Origin of the sequence: Cellulomonas marina (genome assembly GCF_900111925.1) — a bacterium.
Classification (GTDB): Bacteria; Actinomycetota; Actinomycetes; order Actinomycetales; family Cellulomonadaceae; genus Cellulomonas; species Cellulomonas marina.
Window position 1 is genome coordinate 145,345 of the sequence record NZ_FOKA01000010.1, and the last position, 17,002, is coordinate 162,346.

General features: G+C 76.3%; 17 protein-coding genes. 11 read left to right on the forward strand and 6 right to left on the reverse strand.

Translation table 11 applies throughout. The features are described from left to right. Window positions 1-84: 84 nt before the first annotated feature. From BM048_RS12020 to BM048_RS12035, 4 genes are all read left to right on the forward strand, one after another. Window positions 85-1,746 carry a methyl-accepting chemotaxis protein gene (locus BM048_RS12020; RefSeq protein WP_090033395.1) on the forward strand — a complete coding sequence of 554 codons (1,662 nt, stop codon included), beginning with the start codon at window positions 85-87 and terminating at the stop codon, window positions 1,744-1,746. A gap of 238 nt (window positions 1,747-1,984) precedes the next feature. Next, window positions 1,985-3,619, forward strand: coding sequence for a methyl-accepting chemotaxis protein (locus tag BM048_RS12025; protein ID WP_090033397.1), 1,635 nt, complete (start codon window positions 1,985-1,987; stop codon window positions 3,617-3,619). Window positions 3,620-3,672: 53 nt separating this feature from the next. Continuing rightward, the gene (locus tag BM048_RS12030; RefSeq protein ID WP_090033398.1) at window positions 3,673-4,902 is read left to right on the forward strand and encodes an MFS transporter; all 1,230 of its coding nucleotides are present in this window, start codon (window positions 3,673-3,675) and stop codon (window positions 4,900-4,902) included. An 86-nt stretch (window positions 4,903-4,988) separates the two neighbouring features. Continuing rightward, window positions 4,989-5,870, forward strand: a complete 882-nt coding sequence (locus BM048_RS12035; RefSeq protein ID WP_090033400.1) for a phosphatase PAP2 family protein — start codon at window positions 4,989-4,991, stop codon at window positions 5,868-5,870. Window positions 5,871-6,021: 151 nt separating this feature from the next. Here the strand turns inward: BM048_RS12035 and BM048_RS12040 are convergent, their stop codons facing one another. Continuing rightward, window positions 6,022-6,927, reverse strand: coding sequence for an SRPBCC family protein (locus tag BM048_RS12040; protein ID WP_090033401.1), 906 nt, complete (start codon window positions 6,925-6,927; stop codon window positions 6,022-6,024). 214 nt (window positions 6,928-7,141) lie between these two features. Here BM048_RS12040 and BM048_RS12045 point away from each other — a divergent pair, with 214 nt between their 5' ends. Together BM048_RS12045 and BM048_RS12050 are read left to right on the forward strand one after the other, a co-directional pair. Next, window positions 7,142-7,501, forward strand: a complete 360-nt coding sequence (locus BM048_RS12045) for a CBS domain-containing protein (protein ID WP_090033403.1) — start codon at window positions 7,142-7,144, stop codon at window positions 7,499-7,501. Between the two features lie 82 nt (window positions 7,502-7,583). Beyond that, entirely contained in the window at window positions 7,584-9,113 is a 1,530-nt protein-coding gene (locus BM048_RS12050) for an amino acid permease (protein WP_090033404.1), read from the forward strand. 56 nt (window positions 9,114-9,169) lie between these two features. Here BM048_RS12050 and BM048_RS12055 read toward each other — a convergent pair whose 3' ends face one another. The 3 genes from BM048_RS12055 to BM048_RS12065 form a co-directional block, all read right to left on the reverse strand. Further along, window positions 9,170-9,682, reverse strand: a complete 513-nt coding sequence (locus tag BM048_RS12055; RefSeq protein ID WP_239079066.1) for a hypothetical protein — start codon at window positions 9,680-9,682, stop codon at window positions 9,170-9,172. Between the two features lie 76 nt (window positions 9,683-9,758). Further along, a complete protein-coding gene (locus tag BM048_RS12060) occupies window positions 9,759-10,136 on the reverse strand; it encodes a fluoride efflux transporter FluC (protein ID WP_308439558.1) in 378 nt (125 codons plus the stop codon). Next, a complete protein-coding gene (locus BM048_RS12065; protein ID WP_239079065.1) occupies window positions 10,133-10,627 on the reverse strand; it encodes a fluoride efflux transporter FluC in 495 nt (164 codons plus the stop codon). Before BM048_RS12065 ends, BM048_RS12060 begins: the two co-directional genes overlap by 4 nt. 190 nt (window positions 10,628-10,817) lie before the next feature. Between BM048_RS12065 and BM048_RS12070 the strand changes: the two genes are divergently transcribed. Both BM048_RS12070 and hpxO read left to right on the forward strand, forming a co-directional pair. Continuing rightward, the gene (locus tag BM048_RS12070) at window positions 10,818-11,270 is read left to right on the forward strand and encodes a hypothetical protein (RefSeq protein ID WP_139224438.1); all 453 of its coding nucleotides are present in this window, start codon (window positions 10,818-10,820) and stop codon (window positions 11,268-11,270) included. A gap of 158 nt (window positions 11,271-11,428) precedes the next feature. Beyond that, complete coding sequence (hpxO, locus tag BM048_RS12075) at window positions 11,429-12,592, forward strand: FAD-dependent urate hydroxylase HpxO (protein WP_239079064.1); 1,164 nt, start codon at window positions 11,429-11,431, stop codon at window positions 12,590-12,592. A 6-nt stretch (window positions 12,593-12,598) separates the two neighbouring features. Here hpxO and BM048_RS12080 read toward each other — a convergent pair whose 3' ends face one another. Next, on the reverse strand, window positions 12,599-13,246 hold the full coding sequence (locus BM048_RS12080) for a hypothetical protein (protein ID WP_203708999.1): 648 nt from the start codon (window positions 13,244-13,246) through the stop codon (window positions 12,599-12,601). A 56-nt stretch (window positions 13,247-13,302) separates the two neighbouring features. Here BM048_RS12080 and BM048_RS12085 point away from each other — a divergent pair, with 56 nt between their 5' ends. Continuing rightward, a complete protein-coding gene (locus BM048_RS12085; RefSeq protein ID WP_090033410.1) occupies window positions 13,303-14,103 on the forward strand; it encodes an endonuclease/exonuclease/phosphatase family protein in 801 nt (266 codons plus the stop codon). A 34-nt stretch (window positions 14,104-14,137) separates the two neighbouring features. Here BM048_RS12085 and BM048_RS12090 read toward each other — a convergent pair whose 3' ends face one another. Then, window positions 14,138-14,623, reverse strand: a complete 486-nt coding sequence (locus BM048_RS12090) for a hypothetical protein (protein WP_090033411.1) — start codon at window positions 14,621-14,623, stop codon at window positions 14,138-14,140. A gap of 481 nt (window positions 14,624-15,104) precedes the next feature. Between BM048_RS12090 and BM048_RS12095 the strand changes: the two genes are divergently transcribed. Together BM048_RS12095 and BM048_RS12100 are read left to right on the forward strand one after the other, a co-directional pair. After that, a complete protein-coding gene (locus BM048_RS12095) occupies window positions 15,105-16,154 on the forward strand; it encodes a matrixin family metalloprotease (RefSeq protein ID WP_090033413.1) in 1,050 nt (349 codons plus the stop codon). Window positions 16,155-16,439: 285 nt separating this feature from the next. Next, window positions 16,440-17,002, forward strand: a 563-nt coding sequence (locus BM048_RS12100; RefSeq protein WP_175499531.1) for a DUF222 domain-containing protein, incomplete at its 3' end; no start/stop codon positions are given.

Genomic DNA, 17,002 nt, shown 5'->3' on the forward strand with positions numbered 1-17,002 from the left:
CGATCCTCCCGCCGGGGACGTCCAGACCAGGGCGGCCCGCTGCAGGGGCGTGCGCAGGGGCGCACTTGGAGGAGGACCGCCATCATGTCCGCACCGACCGTCGCGACCGCACCCCGCGTGCCCGGGGCTCCGGGCCGGGGCGCCCGCCGCAGCCCGCTGGCCTGGCTCCAGGACCGCGGGGTGCGCCTGCAGGTGCTGGTCGCCGTCTCGCTGGCGGGCCTCGTCGCGGTGCTCGTCGGCGTCGTGGGCATCACCGCGCTGGCGGCCAACGACGCGCGCACGACGGCGCTGTACGAGCAGAACTTCGTCGGGCTGCAGGACGCGGCAGGCGTGCGCCGGGCGACGCTGTCGATGCGGCTGAACGTCGTCAACTACGCCGTCTCGGGCAGCGAGGCGGACCGCGAGAAGTACCTGCGCACCCTCGACGAGGACGAGGAGGCCCTGCGCGCCGGCCTGGCGTCCCTCACCACCCCGCCGGTCGACGAGCGCACGCTGTCCCTCGTCGCGGACTACGAGGCGGCGCTGGAGCAGTACCTGACCATCCGCGACGAGCAGATGCTCCCGGCAGCCGACGCGGGCGACCTCGACGCGTTCCGCACGGCCCGCGACGAGACGGCCGCGCCGGTCATCGCCGCGATGATGGACGACCTGCAGGCCCTCGTCGACGGCGAGAAGGCTCAGGGCCAGGCGGCCTCGGCCGACGCGCACGCGCTCTTCCTGTCGAGCCGGACGCAGATGCTCGTGGCGCTCGTCGTCGGGATCGTCGTGGCGCTCGGGGCGGGGCTGCTCGTCGCCGGGTCCATCGCCGGCCGGCTCGCCCGGGTCCGGGACGTGGCGCAGGCGGTCGCCCGGGGCGACCTCACCCGTTCCAGCGGCGTGACGTCCGGCGACGAGGTCGGCGCCGTCGCCGTCGCGCTCGACGAGGCGTCGGCCGCGCTGCGGGGGCTCGTCACGACGATCGAGGCCTCCGCGTCCTCGCTGGCGTCGGCGTCGGAGGAGATGTCGGCGACCTCGCACCAGATCGCCGCCGCGGCGGAGCAGACCGCGGACCAGGCCGGCGTCGTCTCCGCGTCCGCCGAGCAGGTGTCCCGCAACGTGCAGACCGTGGCCGCGGGCACGGAGCAGATGGGCGCCTCCATCCACGAGATCGCGGAGAACGCGGCGCGGGCGGCCGAGGTCGCCCGCCGGGCGGTCAGCGACGCCGCGGAGACGACGGCCACGATGACCCGGCTCGGCGACTCCTCGCGCGAGATCGGGGACGTCGTCAAGGTCATCACCTCCATCGCCGAGCAGACGAACCTGCTGGCCCTCAACGCGACCATCGAGGCCGCGCGCGCCGGGGAGGCCGGCAAGGGCTTCGCGGTCGTCGCCGGGGAGGTCAAGGAGCTCGCGCAGGAGACGGCGCGGGCCACGGAGGACATCGCCCGCCGCGTCGACGCCATCCAGTCCGACACCGCCGGCGCCGCCGCCGCCATCGGCCAGATCAGCGGGGTCATCGACTCCATCAGCGACTTCCAGTCCACCATCGCCGCGGCGGTGGAGGAGCAGACCGCGACGACGAGCGAGATGACCCGCTCGGTGGCCGAGGCCGCGACGGGCTCCGGCGAGATCGCCCGGACCATCGTGCAGGTGGCGGAGGCCGCCGGGTCGACGACGCAGGGCGTCGGCGAGTCGCAGCAGGCCGTCCAGGAGATGGCCCGCATGTCCGCGGAGCTGCGCACGCTCGTCGGGCGCTTCCAGGTCTGAGCAGTCCGAGCAGCACCCCGTCCACGACGGCCGGCGCGGGTCCCCGACGGACCCGCGCCGGCCGTCGTCGTCGTGGCGGGCGTCCGGAGCCCACGGTGCCCGGACCCGGGTCCCCCTCGACCCGGGACGGAGGTCCCCTGCGCCGAGGACGCGGGCGCCGATGGGACGTGCAGGACGTCACGGTGACGTCCTGCAGAACGACCAGCGCCGGCGCGACCGGTGCCCGGGAGGAAACCCGATGTCCGTCACGCCCACCGCGCCGGCCCCGCAGCCCCGCCGCCCCCTCCAGCGCCTGTCGGACCTCGGGGTCCGCGTCCAGGTGCTGTCCGCCCTCCTCGTGGCCGTGCTCGTCGGCGCGCTCGTCGGGACGCTCGCGGTCGCGGCGCTCGGCTCCGCCGACGCGCGGACCAAGGGCCTGTACGAGCAGAACGTCCAGGGCCTGCTGCAGGCGGCCGTCATCCGCCGCGCGACCGTCTCCATGCGCTTCGACCTGGCCAACCTCATGATCGCGCAGGACGACGACGACCTCGCCGCCGCCCGGTCGGCCATGGTCGACGACGAGGCCGCCCTCCGCGACGCCATGGCGGCCTACGGCGAGCTGGACCTCACGGACGCGGCCCGCGACTCGCTCGCCGCGTTCACGAAGGCCTTCGAGGAGTACGTGGTCATCCGCGACGCGCAGCTCGTGCCGGCCGCGCTCGCCGACGACCGCGCGACCTACGTCTCGGTCCGCGACGGCGAGGCGGCCGGGACGATCGTGCGGATGATGGGCAGCCTCGACGCCCTCGTCACGGGGGAGACCGACGCGGCCGCGGCCGCGGCCCAGGAGGCGCACGCCTCCTTCCTCTCCAGCCGGACGCGCACGGTCGTCCTGCTGGTCGTGGGCATGGGCGTGGCCGTGGGCATCGCGGTCGTCGTCGCGGGGTCGGTCGCCCGGCGGCTGGGCCGGGTGCGCGACGTCGCCGACGCGCTGTCCCGCGGCGACCTCACCCGCCGCGTCGACCTCGACTCGCGCGACGAGGTCGGCCTCGTCGGGCAGGCGCTGGACCGGGCCGCGGCCTTCCTGCGCGGCACGGTGACGACGATCGACGCCTCCGCCGTCTCGCTGGCCTCCGCCTCCGAGCAGATGTCCGCCTCGTCCGGGCAGATCGCGGCCGCCGCCGAGGAGACCGCCGCGCAGGCCGGCGTCGTCTCGGCCGCCGCGGAGCAGGTGTCGCGCAACGTCCAGACCGTCGCCGCGGGCACCGAGCAGATGGGCGCGTCCATCACGGAGATCGCGCAGAACGCCTCGCGCGCCGCCGAGGTCGCCCGCACCGCCGTCACGGAGGCGGCCGCGACGAGCGAGCTCATGACGCGCCTCGGCGACTCCTCCCGCGAGATCGGGGACGTCGTGCGGACCATCACGCAGATCGCCGAGCAGACCAACCTCCTGGCCCTCAACGCGACCATCGAGGCCGCACGCGCCGGGGAGGCCGGCAAGGGCTTCGCGGTCGTCGCCGGGGAGGTCAAGGAGCTGGCGCAGGAGACGGCCAAGGCCACGGAGGACATCGCCCGACGCGTCGACGCCATCCAGGGCGACACCGCGGGGGCGGTCACCGCCATCGCGCAGATCACCCACGTCATCGACTCCATCAACGACTTCCAGTCGACGATCGCCGCCGCGGTCGAGGAGCAGACCGCCACGACGAGCGAGATGACCCGCTCGGTGGCCGAGGCCGCCACCGGCTCGGGGGAGATCGCCACGAACATCACCGGCGTGGCGACGGCGGCCGACTCCACCACCCAGGGCGTGTCCGAGTCGCAGCAGGCCGTCGCCGAGCTGGCGCGGATGTCCGCGGAGCTGCGCGGGCTCGTCGGGCGGTTCCAGGTCTGAGCGCGGGAACGACGTCGAGCCCGGGCGGCGCGCCTCGCTAGGATCGTCCGCTCGTGAGCCGGGTGGGGGAGGTCGTCGCGCCGCGGCGCCTGGGGACGTCGTTCCGCTGGCTGCTGGCCTCCTCGTGGGTGAGCAACCTCGGTGACGGGGTCGCGCTGGCGGCGGGGCCGCTCCTGGTGGCCTCGCTCACGGAGGACCCGCTGCTCGTGGCGCTGGCCGCCACCCTGCAGTGGCTGCCGCCGCTCGTGCTCGGGCCGCTGGCGGGGGCGCTGTCCGACCGGCTCGACCGGCGGCGGCTCGTGGTGCGCGTCGACGTGCTGCGGGCCGCCGTCCTGCTGGTGCTCACCGCCACGGTGCTGGCGGGCCACGCGACGATCGCCACCGTGCTGCTCGCGCTGCTGCTCGTGGGGTGCTGCGAGGTCTTCGCGGACAACACCTCGCAGACCCTGCTGCCCATGCTCGTCGACCGCGACGACCTCGCCGTCGGCAACGCCCGGCTGCAGACCGGCTTCATCACCGTCAACCAGCTCGCCGGGCCGCCGCTGGGCGCGGCGCTGTTCACGGTGGGGCACGCGTTGCCGTTCGGCCTGCAGGCGCTGCTCGTCGGGCTCGGCGCGGTGCTCGTCGCCCGGGTGCGGCTGCCCGCGCACGTGCCGGCCGCCGCGCCGGGGCAGGTGCACCACGACGTCCTCGACGGCTTCCGCTGGGTGCGGCACCACGCCGCGGTGCGGACCCTGGTGCTCACCGTGCTCGTCTTCAACGTCACCTTCGGCGCGGCCTGGTCCGTGCTCGTGCTGTGGGCGCAGGAGCGGCTGGGCGCGGGACCGGTGGGCTACGGCCTGCTGACGACGACGAGCGCCGTCGGCGGCCTGCTCGGCACGGCGCTGTACGGCCGGCTGACGCGGCGCCTGAGCCTGGGCGACCTCATGCGCATCGGGCTCGTGCTCGAGACGCTCACGCACCTGGCCTTCGCGCTGACGACCGACCTGGCCGTCGCGCTCGCGGTCATGCTCGTCTTCGGGGTGCACGCGTTCGTCTGGGGGACCACCTCGGTGACGGTCCGGCAGCGGGCCGTGCCGACCGCGTTCCAGGGGCGCGTCGGCGCCGTGAACACCGTGGGCGTGTTCGGCGGGCTCGTCGTGGGGTCCGGGATCGGCGGGCTGCTGGCCCGGGAGCTCGGCGTGACGGCACCGTTCTGGTTCGCGTTCGTCGGGTCGGCCCTGTTCTGCGTCCTGCTGTGGCGGCAGCTCTCGCACGTGGCGCTCGAGGACGCCGCGGCCTGAGGGCGGCCGTCCCGCTCGGCGGGCCCCGCCCGCCCGGCCCGCCCGTCCCGCTCGCCGGTGGGGTCGACGGCTGGGATCATCGCGCGATGCACGCCGAGCCGTCCTCCGTCCCGCCGCCCGAGCAGCCGCATGGTCGCGGGGCGGGTCGTGCGCCGGGTCGTGAGCAGGGTCGTGAGCCAGGCCGGCCCTGGTACCGGGAGGTCGTCCCCGGGGCGGGCCGCGCCGTGCGCGGTGCCTGGGACCGGCGCGGCGAGCTGCGGGACCCCACCTCGCGCGTGGCGGTGGTCGTGGGCCTGGTGCTCGTCGCCCTGGGGGCGGCCGTGTTCCTCGGCGTCCTCGACGCGGTGCAGGAGCGCGACGACCTCGCCTCCGCCGACACGCCCGTCCTCGACTGGCTCGTGGCCGCCCGCGGACCGGCGCTGACGGCGTTCCTCACGGCCGTCTCGGCCGTGACGGGGCCGTCCGTGCTGCCCGTCGTGGTGCTCGTCGCGTGCCTGGCGTGGGGGTGGCGCACGCGGTCCTGGTGGCAGCCGGGCCTGCTCGCGGCCGCGATGGTCGTGTCGACGCTCGTGTCCGTGACGGTCAAGGCGGTCGTCGCCCGGCCCCGCCCGCCGCTGTCGACGATGTCCGTGCCGGGGTCGGAGAGCACCTACTCCTTCCCGTCGGGGCACACCGTCGGCACCGCCACGTTCCTGCTCGTGCTCGGCTACCTCGTGTGGATCCGCAACCCGCACCGGCGCTCGCTCGTGCTGTGGGTGCTGACGACCTCCGCCGGCATCCTGCTCGTCGCCGGGAGCCGCCTCTACCTGGGCTACCACTTCCTCACCGACGTGACGGCGGGCCTCGCGCTCGCGGTCGCGGTGCTCGGCGGCGTCGTCGTGGTCGACCGCCGGCGCGCCGTGCGCGCCGCGCGCATGACCGCGGGCTCCCGCCCCGGCGACGACGCCGGCGCGACCCCGGCCGGCTAGGCGGGCCCGGGCGGACGGCACGCCTCGACGCGCGCCCGTCGCCGAAGCGCCGGCGGGCACGACGAGGGGCGGGCCGCTGCTGCGACCCGCCCCTCGGCGTACCCGCTCGGACGGCGCACGTGGCGCCCGCCCGTCAGGTCCCGTCGGCCCGTCAGATGCGGTTCGCCTCCTCGCCGGGGACGGTGTCGCCCTCGCCGGCGGTGGTCCCCGTCGGGGTGGGCGTGCCGGTCGTGACCGGGCCCGTGCCGACCGGGGCGGGGCCGCCGACGTGCGTGGCCGGCTCGACCGGGTCGAGGTCGTGCGCGCTCGTCGTCGGGGCGACGACGTCGAGCTCGTCCGTCGTGGCGGCGGGGGCGCCGTCCTCGGGCAGCACGGCGGGGGTCGTCGCCGTGGTCGGGGTCGTCGGCTGCTCGGCGGGGTGCTCGGCGGCCAGCGACGCGACCGTGTGCTCCTCCTCGCCGTGCTTGCGCCCCGCGACGACGGCCGCCACGGCCGCGGCGGCCACGCCGACGCCCGCGGCGACGGCCTTGCCGCTCAGGCCCGCCTTGCCGTCGTCACCGATGGAGGTGGCGGCGTCGGCGATGCCGGGCCGGGCGTCCAGGCCGGGGTTGACGGTGCCCTGCCAGGAGCCGCTGGCGGTGCCCTCGCCCTCGATGTAGGCCTTGAAGCGCTCGAGGTCGCCCTCGGCCTGCTTCTCGACGATGGACAGCTTGTCGCCCACCTTCTCCACCAGGCCCTCGGGCTCGTACTCGAGGTGCAGGTGCACGTGCGTCTGCCCGGGCCCCGCCGGCTCGAACGTCACGGCGCCCGCGTTCGTCGCGCCGCTCGTCGCCGCCCAGGCGACCTTCCGGTCCGGGACCTGCTCGACGATGCGGGCGTCCCACTCGCGGCGCACGCCGGCGATCTCGGCGACCCAGTGCAGGTGCTCGTCGTCCTGCTGCTCGATGCGCTCGACGCCGCTCATGAACTTGGGGAACTGCTCGAACTGCGTCCACTGCCCGTAGGCCACGGACACCGGCACGTCCACCAGCAGCGACTTCTCGACCGTCGTGGTCATGGTCCGTTCCTCCCGTCCCGACGGGGGTCCTCCCCGTCCTGCGCGTCGCGGCTCGTGGCTGGGCCGCGGCTGCTCTCGACCCGCTCGACGCTACGGGCGGCCCTGCGGATGCGCGCGGCGAGGGCCCGACGGACGCTGGGGGCGGGCACAGGAGCACACCCGCCGCCCACCGGCGCACGCCATCACGCGTCGCGCACCCCGTGAGAGGACCGCCATGCCGACCGTCGCCGACGTCGTCACCCCCGACCCCGTCACCGTCGACGCGACCACGACCGTGCGGGAGGCGGCCGTGCTCATGCGCGACGAGGGCATCGGCGACGTGCTGGTCACCGACCGCGGGCAGCTCGTCGGGATCGTCACGGACCGGGACCTCGTCGTGCGGGTGCTCGCCGCGGGCGGTGCCTCCGGCGACCCCGTCGGTCAGGTGTGCAGCGGGTCGCTGGTGACGCTGGCCCCCGGCGACGACGTCGCGCAGGCCGCCCGCGTCATGGCGGAGCACGGCGTGCGGCGGCTGCCCGTCGTCGACGAGGGCGGGATCGTCGGCATCGTCTCCTCGACCGACCTGGAGCGCTGACCGGGGAGCACCGGCCAGCCGGCCCCCGGCGGGCGCGGCCCCCGGGTGGACCCCGGGTGCGCGGGACCGCCACGATGCCCCCATGACGAGCGCGAGCGGCACGAGGGGCGGGCCCGCGCCGGCGCGGCCCGGCCGGACCACGGGGATCCTGCGGCGCAAGTCCGTGGAGGACTCGCTGGCCGCCGCCGACGACCCGGAGCGGTCCCTCCGGCGCGAGCTCACCGCGTGGGACCTGGCCGTCCTCGGCGTGGCCGTCGCGGTCGGCGCCGGCATCTTCTCCGTGGGCGCCACGGCCGCCGCCAACTACGCCGGCCCGGGCGTCATCCTGTCCTTCGTCATCGCCTCGGTCGTCTGCGCGCTGGCCATCATGTGCTACGCCGAGTTCGCCTCGACCCTGCCCGTCGCCGGGTCCGCGTACACGTTCTCCTACGCGACGATGGGGGAGGCGGTCGCGTGGATCATCGGCTGGGACCTGATCCTGGAGATGCTGCTCGCCTCGGCGGTCATCGCGAAGTTCTGGGGCGTGTACCTGTCCGACGCGTTCGGCCTGTTCGGCGTCGACGTGCCGACGACGCTCACGCTCGGCGGCGTGGACCTCGAGTGGGGGCCGGTGCTCGTCGTCGGGGTGTTCACGGCCCTGCTCGCCGTCGGGACCCGGTTGAGCGCGCGCGTGAACAGCGTGTTCACGCTCATCAAGGTCGGCATCACGCTGTTCGTCGTCGTCGCGGGGTTCTTCTACGTGCGCGCCGAGAACTACGCCCCGTTCATCCCGCCGGCCGAGGCGGCGCCGCAGGCCGCCCGCCTCGAGCAGCCCCTGCTCGCGTTCCTGTCCGGCGCGGAGCCGACGACGTACGGGGTCGTCGGGGTCCTGTCCGGCGCGGCGCTCGTGTTCTTCGCGTTCATCGGGTTCGACGTCGTGGCCACGACCGCGGAGGAGACGCGCGACCCGCAGCGGACGATCCCGCGCGGCATCCTCGGCGGGCTGGCGCTGGTGACGGTGCTGTACGTCCTGGTGACGGTCGTCGTCACGGGGATGGTGTCCTACCGCGACCTGGCGCAGGAGGAGAGCCCGTCGCTGACCTCGGCGTTCGTCCTCGTCGGCGCGGACTGGGCCGGGCAGGTCATCTCCGTGGGGATCCTCGTCGGGCTGACGAGCGTGCTCATGGTGCTGCTGCTCGGGCTCACGCGCGTCGTCTTCGCCATGAGCCGCGACGGCCTGCTGCCGCGCGGCATGTCCCGCACGTCGCCGCGGTTCGGCACGCCGGCGCGCCTGCAGGTCGGCGCGGGGGTCGTCGTGGCCCTCATCGCGGGGCTGGCGGAGGTCGAGCTGCTCGAGGAGATGATCAACATCGGGACGCTGTCGGCGTTCGTGCTGGTCAGCTTCGGGGTGCCGCTGCTGCGCCGGTCGCGGCCGGACCTGCCGCGCGGGTTCCGCGTGCCGCTGTCCCCGGTGCTGCCGGTGGTGTCGGGGCTCGCGTGCCTGTGGCTCATGACGAACCTGACGGCGCTGACGTGGTTGCGCTTCCTGGCGTGGCTCGCGCTGGGCGTCGTCGTCTACGCCGCGTACTCCTACCGGCACAGCGTGCTGGCGCGGAGCGGCGCCGGTCGGTGACCGGCGCCGCCGCCCGGTGAGACGGGCGCGCGGGTTGCGGGCGCCGCACCGACCCGTCAGGCGCCCGGGGCGGGCCGCGCCTCGTGGCCGGCGCGGCCGTGGGTGCGGTTCTCCTCCTTGAGCTGCGCCTCGTAGACGTGCCGCCGCCCGGCGACGAGCTCCTCGCGCACGGTCCGCTCCCAGCCGCGCCACCGCTCCCAGTAGTGGTCGTCGTAGTCCTCGACGACCTGGAAGGTCCAGCGGCGGGCGAGCACGTTGCGGCCGTACAGGTCCGTGCGGATGCGCTCGGCGAGGTCGCCGTGGCCCGCGCCCTCGAGCGCCTCGAGCGCCTCGGCGAGGTCGTTGTCGGCGCGGCCCGTCATGCGGTGGAAGCCGTAGAGCATGCCCCGCGCCTCCTCGACGACCTCGAGCGCGGCCGTGAGCTTGCCGACCGCCTCGACGGTGGCGCGGTCGACGCCGTCCGGGACGTGGTGGGCGGCGTCGGGCTCGCCGGGGTCCGGCGCGGCGGCCGCGTGCTCGTCGTCGGGGGCGGGGGAGTCGGCTGCCACGGGCGTCGTGTCGGAGCTCATGGACCTAGTGGAGAGCCGGTGGTCGGCTCCGGCAACCGGGGGTCGCGGGCAACGGCTCAGCCGGGCGTGCGGGCGGTCACCCGAGGGCGGGGCCGGCGCCCAGCACGAGGCCCAGCGCGGCCAGCAGGACCGCGGCGACGAGCATCCCGGGGCCGTGCACCATCGCCGCCCACCACCGCCGCTCGGCCAGCAGCCGGGCGGTCTCGACGGCGGCCGTCCCGTACGTGGTGTACCCGCCGAGGAAGCCCGTGCCGAGCACCAGGGCCCACACGCCGGGCCACCCGCGCAGCACCAGGCCGGTGAGCAGCCCCAGCAGGAGGGAACCGGTGAGGTTGACCGCGTGGGTGCCGCTGGGGGCGGCGGTGCGCAGCCGCTCGCGGACCGCGCCGTCGACGACGAGGCGTGTCGCTGCCCCGAGGCCGCCGGCGACCGCGACCGCCAGCGCGAGGATCACGACGGCCCGCCGGGCACGCCGGTTACGTCGGGTACGCCGGGTCGGCGCGGCGGGCGGGACGCGGCCGCGCCGAGCGCGAGGCCGGCGGCGGCCGCGGCCAGGCCGGCGACGAGGGTCACGACGGCGTACGCGGCGGCGACGCCCGCACGTCCGTCGGCGGCCAGGCGGACGACGTCGACGGCCAGCGTCGAGTAGGTGGTGCAGCCGCCGAGCACCCCGGTGCCGAGCGCGAGCCGCGTCGCGCGCCGGGGGCCCGTGTCGGGTCCGCGCCGCGCCAGGGCGGCGGTCAGCACCCCGAGCAGCAGGGCGCCGGAGACGTTGACCGCGAGCGTCGCCACCGGGACGGGGGCGGACGGCAGGGTCAGGCCGACCGCGTGGCGCAGGAGGGTGCCGACGGCGCCGCCCGCGCCGACGAGCGCGACGAGGCGCAGGTCGCGGTGCGGCTGACGTCCGCCGGGGCGGTGGTCGTCGGGCAGGGAGCGGTCGGGCACGGACTCATCCTGCCGCGCGCGACCGGCACCCGTGCGGCGTCCCGGACGGCGCACCGAGTGGGCCGGAGACGCGGCCCAGGGGTCCCGAGCGCGGGCGGACCCCGCCGTGGCCGGGCGCCACGGCGGGGTCTAGCCTGAAGGGGACGGTCCACCCAGCCCCGGGGGACCGTACGACCCCCAGGGACGAGCCATGGCCGTCAGGACACCGGTGACGCTGTCCGAGCTCGTGCGCGCCCTGACCGCCACGGTGACCGGTCGGGTCCCTCCGTCCGTGGAGGCCCGGGACGACGACGGACCGCCGTCGGCGGAGGCCCGCGCCGCCCGGCCGCGGTGGTGGTCGACGTACGTCCCGCGCCCGCGGGCGGCGCAGGCCGCGACGGACACGCCCCTCGGGCCGGACCCCTTCGTCGCGCTGACGCTGCAGGTCCGGCTCGCCCGCCTCGGCGAGCAGGTGCGGGTGCTCGAGTCCGACCCGCACGTCTGGGGGCGGGCCCGGCGGCTCATCGCGGTCGAGCACGCCTACGACGCGCTGCTCGTCGAGGCCTGCCGCGTCGCGGGCGTCACCGCACCCCGCGCCGAGCTGCGTCCGGAGGACAGGCTCGTCGTCGAGCTGGCCCTCGCCGAGCGCGGCTGGACGTGGTGACCCGCTCGTCGTCGGAGGCGGGCCGGGTCGTCGGCCGCGGTGACCTCCTCGCCTCCGGGGGGTAACACGCGGGCAACGTGCGCTCCCTAGCCTGACGCCCAGGACGCGGGCGCCCGGTCCCCGTCGGCTCGTCGGACCGGCGCCCCAGGGCAGCGGGGGTGCGTGTGAAGGCCGTGGTCATCGGTGCCGGCATGGGTGGGCTGAGCGCCGGGATCGCGCTGCGGCGGGCGGGCCTCGAGGTCGAGGTCTACGAGCAGGTGGTCGAGAACCGCCCGGTCGGCGCCGCCATCTCCGTGTGGTCCAACGGCGTCAAGTGCCTCAACCACCTGGGGCTCGGGCACCGCGTCGCGGAGCTCGGCGGGCAGATGGACCACATGGCCTACCGGGACGGGTTCACCGGTGAGGACATGTGCCGGTTCAGCCTCGCGCCGGTGACGGAGCAGACGGGGCAGCGGCCCTACCCCGTCGCGCGCGCGGAGCTGCAGGCGATGCTCATGGAGGAGCTCGGTGCGGAGCACCTGCGCATGGGGCGGCGGATGGTGGGCATCGATGACGACGGCCTGCGCGTGACGGCCACGTTCGAGGACGGGTCGACGGCGACGGGGGACCTGCTCGTCGGCGCGGACGGCGCCCGGTCCCGCACGCGGGAGTACGTGCTGGGGCGGCCCGTCGAGCGGCGGTACGCGGGCTACGTGAACTTCAACGGGCTCGTGGAGGTCGACGAGGCCGTCGGCCCGCCGGACCAGTGGACCACCTACGTCGGGGACGGCAAGCGCGTCTCGGTCATGCCCGTGGCAGGCGGCCGCTTCTACTTCTTCTTCGACGTGCCGCTGCCGGCCGGGCTGCCCTACGAGCGGTCCCGGGCGCGCGAGGTGCTGTCGGAGCACTTCGCGGGGTGGGCGCCGCCGGTGCACCGGCTCATCAGGGCCCTGGACCCACAGCGCACGAACCGCGTGGAGATCCACGACCTCGACCCGTTGCCGACGTGGACGCGCGGGCGGGTGGCGCTGCTCGGGGACGCCGGGCACAGCACGACGCCCGACATCGGGCAGGGCGGCTGCTCGGCCATGGAGGACGCGGTCGTGCTCGCCATGGCCCTGCAGACCAACACCATCTCCGTCGAGGACTCGCTGCGGCGTTACCAGGAGCGGCGCGCCGGTCGTGCGGGGGAGCTCGTGCTGCGCGCGCGCCGGCGCAGCGACGTCACGCACGCCGTCGACCCGGACGTCACCGCGGCCTGGTACGACGAGCTGCGCCGCGAGGACGGGTCCAACGTCATCCGCGGGATCGTCGCGAACATCGTCGGCAACCCGCTGGGCTGACGGGGCTCAGGCCGCGGGCTGCCCGTCGCCGTCGCCGCCGTCCTCCGTGCCCACCCGGCCGGGGCCGACGCCGGTCCCGCCCGCGGGCACGGCCGTCGCGGTGAGCCCGAGCTCGTCGGCCAGGAAGAGGAACGCCCGTGCGTAGGGCCGCCCCTCGGACTCCCGGTGCAGCCGCGCCCAGTCGATCTGCTCGCGCAGCGCCCGGGCCATCGGCAGGAGCCAGGTGAAGTCGCAGTAGTGCTCGCCGAGCACGCGCAGCTTGGCCGAGATGACCTCCGTCGCGGGCAGCACGGGCATCCGGACCGCCAGCACCTCCATCTCCTCGGCGGTGCGCAGGAGCTCGGGGGAGACCGGGTCGCCGACCATCCGGTAGATGACGTCGACGAGCTCGCCGGCGTGGACGGCCTTGAACAGCCAGTTCTCGGCCGGCTGCTGGACGTCGAGCCCCGCCTCTGCCAGCGCCGCCTTGGCCGCCTCGACGTCGTCCTCGGCGATGGCGAGGTCCGCGTCGTGGCTCGGCTCCGGCGCCCCGCGCGCCCAGGCGGCGTACCCCCCGACGAGCGCGAACGGCACGCCGGCCTCGGTCAGGGCCACGGCCGCGCGGCGCAGCCCGTCCTGGAGCGCGGTCCAGTCACCGTGGGCGTCGGTCGTCATGCTCCTTGCTTACACGCCGCCGGGCGGGCACGCAGGACGGAGGGGATGATCGCGGGGTGCGGGTGGCGACGTTCAACATCCTCCACGGCCGGTCCCTCGGCGACGGCCGCGTGGACCTGGACCGGTTCGCGGCGGCCGTGGCGTCGCTGGACGCCGACGTCCTGGCGCTGCAGGAGGTGGACCGCGCGCAGGAGCGGTCCCTCGGTGCCGACCTCACGACGATCGCCGCCGACGCGATGGGTGCCCCGCACCACCGTTTCGTCGCGACGATGGCCGGGGCGCCCGGCATGTGGGTCGCCGCGTCCGGCGACGAGCAGCCCGCGTCGGCCGCCTACGGCATCGCCCTGCTGAGCCGGCGCCCGGTGCGGGAGTGGCGCGTGCTGGCCCTGCCCTCGCCGGGTCGGCGGGCGCCCGTGGTGTTCCCCGGGTCGCGGCGGCCGGTGCTCGTGCGCGACGAGCCCCGCTGCGCGGTGGCGGCCGTCGTGGAGGGCGACGGCGGCGCGGTGACCGTCGTCGGGACGCACCTGACGTTCATCCCCGGCCGGCGCTCACGGCAGCTGCGGCACCTCGTCGCCACCACGGCGCGCATGCCCGCGCCGCGCGTCCTCATGGGCGACCTCAACATGGCCGGCGACGAGCCCGCGCGCGTGAGCGGCATGCGTGCCCTGGTCACCGCGCCCACGTTCCCGGTCGACGCACCGGCCCGGCAGCTCGACCACGTGCTGGCGGACGGGGAGGTGGAGGCCGCAGGGCCGGGGCGTGCGGTCGACCTGGGGCTGTCCGACCACCGCGCGCTCGTCGTGGACGTGGTGCTGGGCCGGGTGCCCGTGCCGGGGGCCGGCACCCGCGAGCCCTGACGCCCCGTGGTCACCCCGGTCCTGGCATGCGGGCTCAGGCGGTCGGTGGCGGGTCGTCGGTCGGGGACGGGCGTGGAGAGGGCGGGGCGAGGTGACCCCGCGTGCTCCAGGGCAGGCTCGTGATCGGCGGCGGTGCGGCGGCCGCCCGGGCGGCACGCACCTCGTCGAGCACCTCGCTGAGCTCCCGCTCGCGCGGCGCGTCGTGGAGGACGAACGTCAGCACGTGGTCCCACTCGGCCCGGGCCGGCCGGGACTGCCGGGCACCCGAGCGGAGCATGTCGTCGATGAACCGCTTGACCGGGTAGCCCTCCTGCTCGGGCCGCACCAGCGGCAGCCATGCCAGGGCGTCCCCCTGCCGCACGAGCCAGCCGACCGGCTCGCGGCTGCCCGTGGCGGAGGGCAGGACGCGCGTGACGGTGCCGCGGCCGGTCCAGTCCGGCGCCGGGTAGCGGACGGGGGCGAAGTGACCCGGGCCGGGGGCCGGCGCGTCGCTGCGCGGCCCCTCGGGGTCGTCGGGCATGGCGGACCTCCAGGGGGCGGCGACCGCAACCGCCTTCGTGGACGTGCCTGTGGACGTGCTCGTGGAGGTGCTCGGACGGGCGTGAACGGGCTCCGTGCGGTGCGGTGTCACGGTCACGCTCCCCCCCAGGGCGTCAACATGTGGGGTAACGCTAGCGCTCCTGGCGGTGCGGAATGCGTCGTCCAGACCCTTCTTCTGCACACGAAGGGGTGGTGTCGCGGCGGTTCGACCGATGTGTCCGATTGCCGAGGTGCAGGACGACGACGGATCTGCCGATGTCGCTCCGGATCCCGCCGGCGGCGGCCGGGGCGTCGCGGCGGGTGGCGGGACGCGGGGGGCCGCTCGTCGGGCAGGCTGGGCGACGGCGGGACCGGATCGGCCCAGGCAGCAATTGCGGTGGCCGGTGGCTGCCGATCGTGGATCGGGACCGGTGACGACGGGCGGCGGGCCGTCGTCGGGACGAGGCGTGGGGAGGTCGACGGTGGCGGACGACGTGCCGCGGCGGGGTCCGGCTGCGGCGGTCGGCCGGGTCGTCGGGGGCGTGCGCGTGCTCGCCGCCGTGCTGGTGGTCGCGGCGCTGGCGCTCGTCGTCGGGACGCGGGCGGGGCTGCTGCCCCCGGCCTGGGGTGCGGGGGTCGTGGGCGCGCTGCCACCGGCGCTGGCGACGCCGGCGCAGGAGCTGCTGGAACCGCGCCGCGGGGACGCGGCGAGACCCGCGGGTGCGCCGGAGGGCGCGGCGCCGGGTGCGTCGGCCGGGCCCTCGGACGCGCCGGGCGGCCCGGTGGCGATCGGCCCCGATCCCGCACCCGCGTCCGTCGCGCCGCCGGCCGTGTCGCCCCCCGGCGGGCCGCGGCCGGAGGGCTGGCCCAGCCGCAGCGCGGAGAGCGCGCCAGGACCGCTCGGCAGCCCGCCGCCCGTTCCCGCCACCGGAGGTGCGCACGCCTTCCTCGAGACGCGGCCCGACGGCTCGCCCGTCGCGTACGACCCCTGCCGCCCCCTGCACTGGGTCGTCAACGCCGTCGGCGCCCCGTCCGGCGCCGACGAGCTCGTCGCCGAGGCCGTGGCCCGGATCGCCGCCGCCACCGGCCTGCGCTTCGTCGCCGACGGTGCGACCGACGAGCCGCCCGCGCCCGCCCGTCCGTCGTTCCAGCCGGAGCGCTACGGGGATCGCTGGGCGCCCGTGCTCGTCGCCTGGGTGACGCCCGACGACGCGTCGCCGCTCGCGGGTGACGTCGCGGGCCTCGGCGGGAGCACGGCCTTCGGGCTCGACGGCGGGCCGCTCGTCTGGGTCACGGGTCAGGTGCAGCTCGACGCCCCGCAGCTGGCGGAGGCGTGGGCAGGTCCGGGCGGGCGTGACCTGGTGCTGGCCGTCGTGACGCACGAGCTGGCGCACGTCGTGGGCCTCGACCACGTGGACGACCCGGGGCAGCTCATGTACGCCCCCACGCGGGCCGGCGTCACCGACCTCGCGGACGGGGACCGGGCAGGCCTCGCAGCGCTCGGCACGGGGCCCTGCGCGCCGGAGGTGTGAGGACGCGCGGCCGGCGCCGGTGCGCCTGTCGCCGCTGGTCATGCGTCCTGACCAGAGGCGCACCGCGGGCGTGTCGGTGGTCGGTGGTTGGCTTGCCGCATGCGGACGAGGGCGGGTGCGGCGGGGTCGGGGTCGGGGTCGACCCTGTTCGACGAGGGTGCGGGCGGTGGTGCCGGGATCGGTACGGCGGACCCGACGTCGTCCTCGACCTCGTCGCGGACGGCGTCGTCGGCCACGGCGTCCTCCTTGTCGACGCCGGGTGCACAGCCCTCGTCGGACCTGCCGGTGGACATCGATGCGGTGGCGCTGGCGGGTGTGCCGGGGGCGTTGGGTGAGCTGGAGGGGCAGTTCGAGGCTCTGGTGTCGGCGGTGGCGTCGGCGGAGGCGGCGGTGCGGTCGGCGCAGGCGGTGCGTGCGGTGCTGCTGGCGGCGGCGGTGCAGGTGGGTGCGTTGGCGGACGAGGTGTCCTGTCACGTGCACGGCCGGCCGGTGACGGCGCAGTCGCGGGATCTGGCGGGGCGGTCGGTGCGGGCGGAGCTGGCGACGGTGTTGCAGGTGCCGGAGGGCACGGCCACGGGTCTGGTCTCGGATGCGGTGGAGCTGGTGGGGTCCCGGCCGGCGGTGTTGTCGGCGTTGGCGCAGGGGAGGGTGTCGTACCCGCATGTGCTGAAGTTGTTGGAGGAGACGGCGTCGTTGCCGGTGCAGGTGCGGGTCGCCGCGGATGCGGCGTTGTTGCCGGGGTGCGTCTCGTGGACGCCGGTGCAGCTGGGGCGGCGGGCGCGGTCGTGGGTGGCGCGTCATCACCCCGAGCCGGTGGCGGTGCGGCATCGGCGGGCGTGCGCGGACCG